The following is a 7503-nucleotide window of genomic DNA, read 5'->3' on the forward strand; positions in this document are numbered from 1 at the left end:
CCGCCTCCGCCACGACCCCCTTCGGAAGGGCCGCTCCCGCATGACCACGGCCACCCTGCTCGCCCGGCTCGACCACGGCGAGGCGCTGACGCGCGAGACCGCAGAAGAGCTCCTCGGCGCGCGCGGCGACGACCTCGACCTGCTGCTGGAGGCCGCCGGCCGCCTGCGCGACGACGGACTCGCCCGCCGCGGACGGCCCGGCGTCGTCACCTACTCTCGGAAGGTCTTCGTCCCGCTGACCAAGCTCTGCCGCGACCGGTGCCACTACTGCGTCTTCGTGGAGACACCGGGCGGGCTCGCGGCCAAGCGCGAGTCGACCTTCATGGAGCCGGAGGAGATCCTCGAGGTCGCCCGCGCCGGTGCCGCGCTCGGCTGCAAGGAGGCCCTGTTCACGCTCGGCGACCGCCCGGAGGACCGGTGGCCGGTCGCCCGCGCCTGGCTCGCCGAGCACGGCTACGCCTCGACGCTCGAGTACGTGCGCGCGATGGCCGTCCTGGTGATGAGCGAGACGGGCATGGTCACGCATCTGAACCCCGGCGTGATGTCGTGGGCCGAACTGCAGCGGCTCCGCCCGGTCGCGCCCTCGATGGGCATGATGCTCGAGACGACCGCCGAGCGCCTCTGGTCCGAGAAGGGCGGCGTGCACTACGGCTCCCCGGACAAGGACCCGGCGCTGCGCCTGCGCGTGCTCGAGGACGCGGGACGCAGCCGCATCCCCTTCACCACCGGCGTGCTGCTGGGCATCGGCGAGAACGCGGCGGAGCGGGCGGACGCCCTCTTCGCGATCCGCGAGTCCCACGAGCGGTGGGGCCACGTGCAGGAGTGCATCGTTCAGAACTTCCGCGCGAAGCCGCGGACGGCCATGCAGAACGAGGTCGACCTCGAGCTGCAGGAGTACGTGGCCAACGTCGCGGTCGCGCGCCTCGTGCTGGGCGCCGAGGCGACGATCCAGGCGCCGCCGAACCTCACCGACGAGCAGGAGCTCGGGCTGCTGCTGCGCGCCGGGGTCGACGACTGGGGCGGTGTCAGCCCGCTCACGGCGGATCACGTGAATCCGGAGCGCCCCTGGCCGAACATCGACGACCTCGCGCGGCTCACCGCGGCGGCCGGCTACCGGCTGCACGAGCGGCTGACCGCCCACCCGCAGTACCTCCGCGACTCGGCCACCTGGATCGATCCGCGGGTCGCTCCCTACGTCGAGGCGCTCGCCGACCGCGGGACCTGGCTCGCCGACGAGGCGGCAGCGGTCCTCCCCCGGCCCTACCGCGACTCGCTCGACGCCCTGCCCCGACCGGTCGCGCCCGCCCTCGGCGCCGTGCTCGCCCGGGCGGAGACGGACCCCGCCGGTCTCGAGGACGCCGACTACCTCGCCCTGCTCGCAGCCGACGGCGACGACCTCGACGCCCTCTCCGCTCTGGCGGACGACCTGCGGCACGACGCCGCCGGCGACGAGGTCTCGGTCGTCGTCAACCGCAACATCGACACCTCCCTCTGGGGAGACGGCGGGCTGACCGTCGAGCGGCTGGAGGAGCTCGCCGACGAGGCGGTCGCGCTCGGCGCCACCGAGCTCTGCCTCCAGGGCGCGATCGGACCGGAGCACCCGGGCGACGATCTGCTGCTGATCGTCCGCACGCTGAAGGAGCGGCAGCCCTCGCTGCACCTGCACGCCTACCGGCCCGGCGAGATCCTCGAGGTCGCCCGGCGCACGGGCCGAACCCTGCCCGCGATGCTCGACGCTCTGCGCGAGGCCGGCGTGGACTCCGTCCCGGGGACCGCCGCCCGCATCCTCGACGACGACGTCCGCACCGTCCTGAGCGAGGGGACGGACCCGACCGTGGCCGAGTGGCGCGAGGCGATCACGGCCGCGCACCGCAGCGGCCTCCGCTCCACCTCGACCATGGTCTACGGACACGTCGAGACCCCCGAGCAGCAGCTCGCGCACCTGCGCACGCTCGCGGCGATCCAGGACGAGACGGGCGGCTTCACCGAGTTCATCGCGATGCCCTTCGTCCCGGCGGAGGCGCCTCCTTCCGTGGTGCGCGCGAGCCGGGGCGGGCCGACCCTCCGCGAGACCCGCGCCGTGCACGCCGTCGCACGGCTCGTCCTCCACGGCCGGATCGCCCACGTGCAGACCGCCTGGACCAAGCTCGGACTGCACGCGGCGCAGGTCCTCCTCCGCGGCGGGGCGGACGACCTCGGCGGCCTGCTGCTCGACGGCGCCCTGCGGCCCGAGGCCGGAGCGGAGGCCTACCGCTCGCTCGACATCGCGACCGTCGCCCGGCTGAGCGGCGAGATCGGCCGCGGCTGGCGCCAGCGCACCACGACGTACGGCGTGGTCGCGCCGGAGAGGGCGCTGCGGGCGGAGCCCGTCGCAGCGGCGGGTCCGCAGCGGATGCGCCTCCCGGTCCGCGGGACCCGCCGGGCGTCATGACCCGCTCCGAGTACCTGCGGCGCCAGGCCGACCTGGTCCGGGAGGAGCGGATCGAGTCGGGCAGCGCCACCGTGCGGCTGCTGACCGCGGGCGCCGAGAGCCCGCGCGCGGTCCTGCTGCTGACCGGGGTCGGCCGGGGCGCGCGGAGCGACACCGGGCTACTGCTGCCGATGCTGGCGCGGCGCCACCGCGTCGCCGCGCTCGAGCTCGCCGATCTCGGCGATCCCTGGCTCGACGGACCCGCCGCGGTCCGCGCCTCCCTGGACGCGCTCGGCGCCGAGGAGGCCGTCCTGATCGGCCACTCGCTCGGAGCCGCCGTGGCCCTCGCCGCGGGCGATCGGCGGGTGCGCGCCCTCGCCCTCGTGGCCGGATGGCTGCGCCCGACGGAGCGCCTCCTCCGCACGGCGCGCCTCTGGCCGATGCTGCCGCCCGACGCGCAGGAGGAGGCCGCTCGGCTCCTCGCCGTCCGCTCGGCCACCGCCTCCTCCCCGTGGGGCGCCGACGCCGCGCGGATGCTCGCCGCCTCCGCCCAGGCCGACGTCGCTGCGGCCGCCTCGGACTGCCGGGTTCCCGCCCTCGTGGTCGGCTGCTCCGCCGACGCCGTCGCCGGCGTCGAGGGCGCCGAGGCCCTGCTCGGCGCGATCGACGACGCCCGCTACGTCGTCCTCGACTCCGGTCACGCGGTGCTCGCCGAGCGGCCCGCCGAGCTCCTCGCCGTCCTCGAGCACTTCCTCGCCGATCCGCACCGCGACCCGGCGGGCAGCGTCATGGCGAGGACGACGGTCTGATGGACGTCGACGTCGTCGTGATCGGCGCCGGGTTCGCCGGGCTCGGAGCCGCGGTCCGCCTGGAGCGCCGCGGCGGGACCTCGTTCGTCGTGCTGGAGCGCGCCGAGCGGATCGGCGGGACCTGGCGGGACAACGTCTACCCCGGAGTCTCCTGCGACATCCCCTCGCACCTCTACTCCTACTCCTTCGCCCCCGAGGCCGACTGGTCGGCGTTCTACGCCCCCGGGGCCGAGATCCAGTCCTACCTCGAGCGCGTCGTCGAGAAGGAGGGTCTGACGCCGCGACTCCGATTGGGGACCGAGGTGCTCGAGGCGGTCTTCGACGAGGAGGCGCACCGCTGGCGGGTGCGCACCTCCCGGGGCGACTACTCCGCCGCGGTCCTCCTCATCTGCGCGGGGCGCCTCTCCGAGCCACGCCTCCCGGCCGTCCCGGGCCTGGATTCGTTCGCGGGTCCTGCCTTCCACTCCGCCCGCTGGCGGGACGACGTCGATCTCGACGGGAAGCGCGTCGGCATCGTCGGCTCGGGTGCCTCCGCCGTGCAGATCGTGCCGCACCTCGCCGAGCGCGCCGCCGAGGTGGTGCTCTTCCAGCGCTCGGCCCCGTACGTCGTCCCCCGCCGGAACCGCCCGTACCCGCCGGAGGAGCGCCGAACCCTCTCCCGCGCGCCCGGGGCCCTGGCGAGGCTCCGCGAGGAGCTGTTCTGGCGCGCCGAGCTCGGCTTCGCCGGCCGCGTCGCCGTGCCCGAGGCCATCGACCGGCTGCGGGCGGAGGCGCTCGGCCACCTCGAGGCGCAGATCATCGATCCCGCGCTCCGCGCCGTGCTGACTCCGGACTACGAGATCGGCTGCAAGCGCGTGCTCCTCTCGGACGACTACTACCCCGCTCTCGCGCAGCCGCACGTCCGCGTCGTCCCCGGTCCGCTCCGGCGCATCGAGGAGGGCGCCGCGCTCGGCGACGACGGCGTCCCGCACAGGGTCGACGTGCTCGTCTTCGCGACCGGCTTCCACTCCACGCGGCCGCCCTTCGCCCGGCGCATCCGCGGCCGCGGCGGCGTCCTCCTCGCCGACCGCTGGGCCGACGGCATGGTCGCGTACGAGTCGACCGCGGTCCACGGGTTCCCGAGCCTCTTCGTCGTCAACGGCCCCAACGCGAGCCTCGGCCACAACTCCGCGGTGCACATGATCGAGACGCAGATCGACTACGTGCTCGCCGCGCTCGACCACCTCGCCGTCTCCGGCGCCGACCGGCTCGAGGTCACCGCCGAGGCCGAGGCCGCCTCCGTCGCCCGCCTCGACGCCCTCAGCGCCGACACCGTCTGGACCAACGGCGGCTGCGAGAGCTGGTACCTGGACGACAACCGGCGACTCACCCTGCTCTGGCCCGACTTCGCCTTCGCCTTCCGCGAGGAGCTCGGCCGGTTCGACCCCTCGGCCTACACGACCTGACCGCGGCTCGCTATCGTGACCGCATGACCGACCGCGTGCTCGCTCCCGAACCGCCCGCCGACGGTGCGAAGCCGAAGGGACCGGCCTCGTACTTCCCGAGCATCGAGAAGACCTACGGCCGTCCCGTCCAGGACTGGCTCGACCTCGCCGACGAGCGTCTGCGCTCCGAGCCGCACATGCAGGTCGTCACCTGGCTGAAGACCGAGCACGGCCTGGGCCATGGCCACGCCAACGCGATCGTCGCCTACGTCCGGGCCGCCCGCGCCTGACCGGCCCGCCCGTCGTCCGCACAGGCTAGGCCCGCCGGCCTCCCCGGACCACCCGTCGTCGGCGCCCGCGCCGTGCGGGGATAATCGGGGCATGCGCGAAGACGACGATGTCGATCTGGTGATCGACGCGTGGGCCGGGGCCCTGCCCGACCTCGATTTCGCGCCTCTGGACGTCGTCTCCCGCCTCCGCCGCCTCAGTCCGCGCGTGCAGGAGGTGCGGCGGCAGTCCTTCGCCGTCAGCGATCTCGCCCCGTGGGAGTTCGAGCTCCTCTCGCTGCTGCGGCAGCGCGGGGAGGGCGGGATGACGCCCTCGGCCCTGGCCACGCACCTCGCGCTGTCCAGCGGCAACCTCGCCAGCCGCGTCGACCGCCTCGGGGCTCGCGGGCTCGTGGTCCGCGAGCAGAACGCCGCCGACTCGCGCAGCAAGATCGTCTCGCTCACCCCGCGGGGCATGAAGCGGGTCGACGAGGCGATGCGGAATCTCGTCGCCGCCGAGGGCGAGGTGCTCGCCGACCTGGACGCCGCGCAGGTGTCGGTCCTCATCGAGTGCCTGCGGCGGATCAGCGACACCCTCGACCGACTGCAGTGAGGCGCTACGCCCGACGAGCCTGAGAGGTCAAGCCCGTTCGGAGAGACGGGCACCGGACGTAGCGTGAAGCGTGCACGGTCGAGGCGTCAGCCACCCGTGCGGATGATCGCGAAAGCGGAGAGCACCATGACACAGATTTCTTCTATCCAACCCGCGCGATGGAGCCGGAACGGAGTCAGGATCGTCGTCGTTCCCGGGGCGGAGCTGCCCCGGTTCCGACTCGAGATCGACGCCCGACTGACCACCGCGCCCTCCCTCGTCCCCACCGGACCCTTCTCGACCGTCGAGGAGGCCGAGCGGGCCGCCGAGGTCGCCGCCGGCCTGCTGGGGGCGAAGATCCCGGCCTGAGTTCACACCCGTCGAGACGGCCGGATCAGCCCGCGAGCTCCGCGAGCGATCCGGTCGGGACCGCGATCCACCCCTCGGCCTCCGCCGCCTCCTGCAGTTCGGGAGGCACGGGCATGGTCGCGCCCAGGGCGTGGGCGCGGGCGTTGAGAGCGGCGACGACGGCGTCGAACGCGTCGTCGGAGCGGCTCATCAGCGCGAGCGCGGGCGCCGGCACATCGAGCCAGGGCGCGGCCCGTCGCAGCGACTCCACGGCGAGCGCCACGGCCTCCGGTCGCGTCTTGTACCCCGTGGTGTCCACTCCCCAGAGCCGCAGCGCCGCCGCCGGGTACGCCTCGACGAGCCGTCCGCGCCCGGAGCGGTCGACGTCCTCCCCGCTCGCGGCGAAGGCGTCGAACAGCTCCGCGCAGCGCATCGCGGTCATCCCGAGCCGGTCGGTCGAGACGCTGAGCGGCCACCGACCCGTGACCTCGCGCGCCACCCGGTCCGTCTCGCGGTACGCGAGGCGGCGGCGCCAGTCGCGTCCCGCGAGCGTCCGCGGCGAGACCTCCCGCCGCGTGTGCGCGGAGACGAACGCCGCGAACTCCACCGGCCAGCCGAACGCGCAGTCGATCCCGATGACCGCCGCGTCCCGTGACGCCTCGACGATCATCGCGTCCTCGGCGCCGAGGGCGAGCGAGCGGACGACGGCCCGACCGCCGGAGAACTCGAGGGCGGCGAGAGCGGTGCGCACCGGCTCCGCAGCGAGGTCGACACCGATCGTGAGCACGGGGACAGGGTAGGCGCTCCGGCGCTACGCTCGAGCGATGACGCCGCCCGCTTCCTCCTCCCGGGCGGAGTCGGCCCGCGTGCCGGTCGCGCTCCTCCGCCTCCTCGTGGCCGCCGCCGTGCTCGTCGCCGTGATCGCGACGGCCGTCGACACCACCTCTCGGACGCCGCTGAACCCGTTCAACTTCTTCGGCTTCTTCACCATCCAGAGCAACATCGTGCTGGCCGTCGTGCTCGGAGCCACCGCCGTGCTCGCGCTCCGCCGCCGTCCTGCGCCCGGCGGGCTCCTACTGGTGCGGGGTGCCTTCACCGGGTACATCATCGTCGTCGGCCTCGTCTACAACACCCTCCTCACCGATGTGGCGGGCGGAGTGGCGCTGCCGTGGGCCAACACCGTCATGCACGTGCTGTTCCCCGTCTACGGACTGCTCGACTGGCTGCTGCTCGCGGATCGCCCTCCGCTGCCGTGGCGCAGGCTCTGGCTGGTCGTGGTCTACCCGATCGTCTGGCTCGTCGTGGTGCTGATCCGCGGAGCGACGGACGGCTGGGTGCCCTATCCGTTCCTGGATCCCGCGACCGGGTACGGGCAGGTGTCGGTGTTCGTCGTCGGGATCGCGGTCGCGTTCCTCGCGTCGGGGGCGCTGGTCTGGGCGATGAGCCGGCTGCGGATCGTGCCGGTGGCAGGCGGCTGAGAGGACGCTCGCCTTCCAAACGGTTCCGCCCGCCGGACGACCGGATCCGCTGCCGTCGCGCACATCCGGCCCGTTCTGGGGTCACCCGTTCGGGGTCATTCGGGGCGCCGCTCCCCTAGCGTCAGCACCGACGGCTCCCCCACCGTCCTCCCCCTCGAGAACGGTCCCCCATGAGC

General features: G+C 74.1%; 8 protein-coding genes. 7 read left to right on the forward strand and 1 reads right to left on the reverse strand.

What is annotated here, in order from left to right:
- Nucleotides 1-40 precede the first annotated feature (40 nt).
- From cofG to C5C49_RS03515, 6 genes are all read left to right on the forward strand, one after another.
- The gene (gene cofG, locus C5C49_RS03490) at nucleotides 41-2431 is read left to right on the forward strand and encodes a 7,8-didemethyl-8-hydroxy-5-deazariboflavin synthase CofG (RefSeq protein ID WP_104345412.1); all 2391 of its coding nucleotides are present in this window, start codon (nucleotides 41-43) and stop codon (nucleotides 2429-2431) included.
- Nucleotides 2428-3219, forward strand: coding sequence for an alpha/beta fold hydrolase (locus C5C49_RS03495; RefSeq protein ID WP_104345413.1), 792 nt, complete (start codon nucleotides 2428-2430; stop codon nucleotides 3217-3219). The genes cofG and C5C49_RS03495 overlap by 4 nt, the downstream gene beginning before the upstream one ends.
- Complete coding sequence (locus tag C5C49_RS03500; RefSeq protein WP_104345414.1) at nucleotides 3219-4664, forward strand: NAD(P)/FAD-dependent oxidoreductase; 1446 nt, start codon at nucleotides 3219-3221, stop codon at nucleotides 4662-4664. The genes C5C49_RS03495 and C5C49_RS03500 overlap by 1 nt, the downstream gene beginning before the upstream one ends.
- Nucleotides 4665-4687: 23 nt before the next feature.
- Entirely contained in the window at nucleotides 4688-4933 is a 246-nt protein-coding gene (locus tag C5C49_RS03505; RefSeq protein ID WP_104225060.1) for a DUF4287 domain-containing protein, read from the forward strand.
- Between the two features lie 91 nt (nucleotides 4934-5024).
- Nucleotides 5025-5522, forward strand: coding sequence for a MarR family winged helix-turn-helix transcriptional regulator (locus tag C5C49_RS03510; RefSeq protein ID WP_104249445.1), 498 nt, complete (start codon nucleotides 5025-5027; stop codon nucleotides 5520-5522).
- Nucleotides 5523-5648: 126 nt separating this feature from the next.
- Complete coding sequence (locus tag C5C49_RS03515) at nucleotides 5649-5870, forward strand: hypothetical protein (protein WP_146076606.1); 222 nt, start codon at nucleotides 5649-5651, stop codon at nucleotides 5868-5870.
- Nucleotides 5871-5895: 25 nt separating this feature from the next.
- On the opposite strand, the gene C5C49_RS03520 is transcribed toward C5C49_RS03515, so the two are convergent.
- Nucleotides 5896-6636: a DUF429 domain-containing protein gene (locus C5C49_RS03520; protein ID WP_104345415.1), complete on the reverse strand. Its 741-nt coding sequence runs from the start codon at nucleotides 6634-6636 to the stop codon at nucleotides 5896-5898.
- Nucleotides 6637-6673: 37 nt separating this feature from the next.
- On the opposite strand from C5C49_RS03520, the gene C5C49_RS03525 reads away from it, so the two are divergent.
- On the forward strand, nucleotides 6674-7327 hold the full coding sequence (locus C5C49_RS03525) for a Pr6Pr family membrane protein (RefSeq protein WP_104345416.1): 654 nt from the start codon (nucleotides 6674-6676) through the stop codon (nucleotides 7325-7327).
- The last annotated feature ends 176 nt before the right edge of the window (nucleotides 7328-7503 follow it).

This window comes from Rathayibacter sp. AY1E2, assembly GCF_002932325.1.
GTDB lineage: Bacteria > Actinomycetota > Actinomycetes > Actinomycetales > Microbacteriaceae > Rathayibacter.

What these genes read in the sequence shown, in the direction of transcription:
- cofG (WP_104345412.1), top strand. Translation starts at nt 41, where the DNA reads ATGACCACGGCCACCCTGCTCGCCCGGCTCGACCACGGCGAGGCGCTG.
- C5C49_RS03500 (WP_104345414.1), top strand. Translation starts at nt 3,219, where the DNA reads ATGGACGTCGACGTCGTCGTGATCGGCGCCGGGTTCGCCGGGCTCGGA.
- C5C49_RS03495 (WP_104345413.1), top strand. Translation starts at nt 2,428, where the DNA reads ATGACCCGCTCCGAGTACCTGCGGCGCCAGGCCGACCTGGTCCGGGAG.
- C5C49_RS03510 (WP_104249445.1), top strand. Translation starts at nt 5,025, where the DNA reads ATGCGCGAAGACGACGATGTCGATCTGGTGATCGACGCGTGGGCCGGG.
- C5C49_RS03515 (WP_146076606.1), top strand. Translation starts at nt 5,649, where the DNA reads ATGACACAGATTTCTTCTATCCAACCCGCGCGATGGAGCCGGAACGGA.
- C5C49_RS03505 (WP_104225060.1), top strand. Translation starts at nt 4,688, where the DNA reads ATGACCGACCGCGTGCTCGCTCCCGAACCGCCCGCCGACGGTGCGAAG.
- C5C49_RS03525 (WP_104345416.1), top strand. Translation starts at nt 6,674, where the DNA reads ATGACGCCGCCCGCTTCCTCCTCCCGGGCGGAGTCGGCCCGCGTGCCG.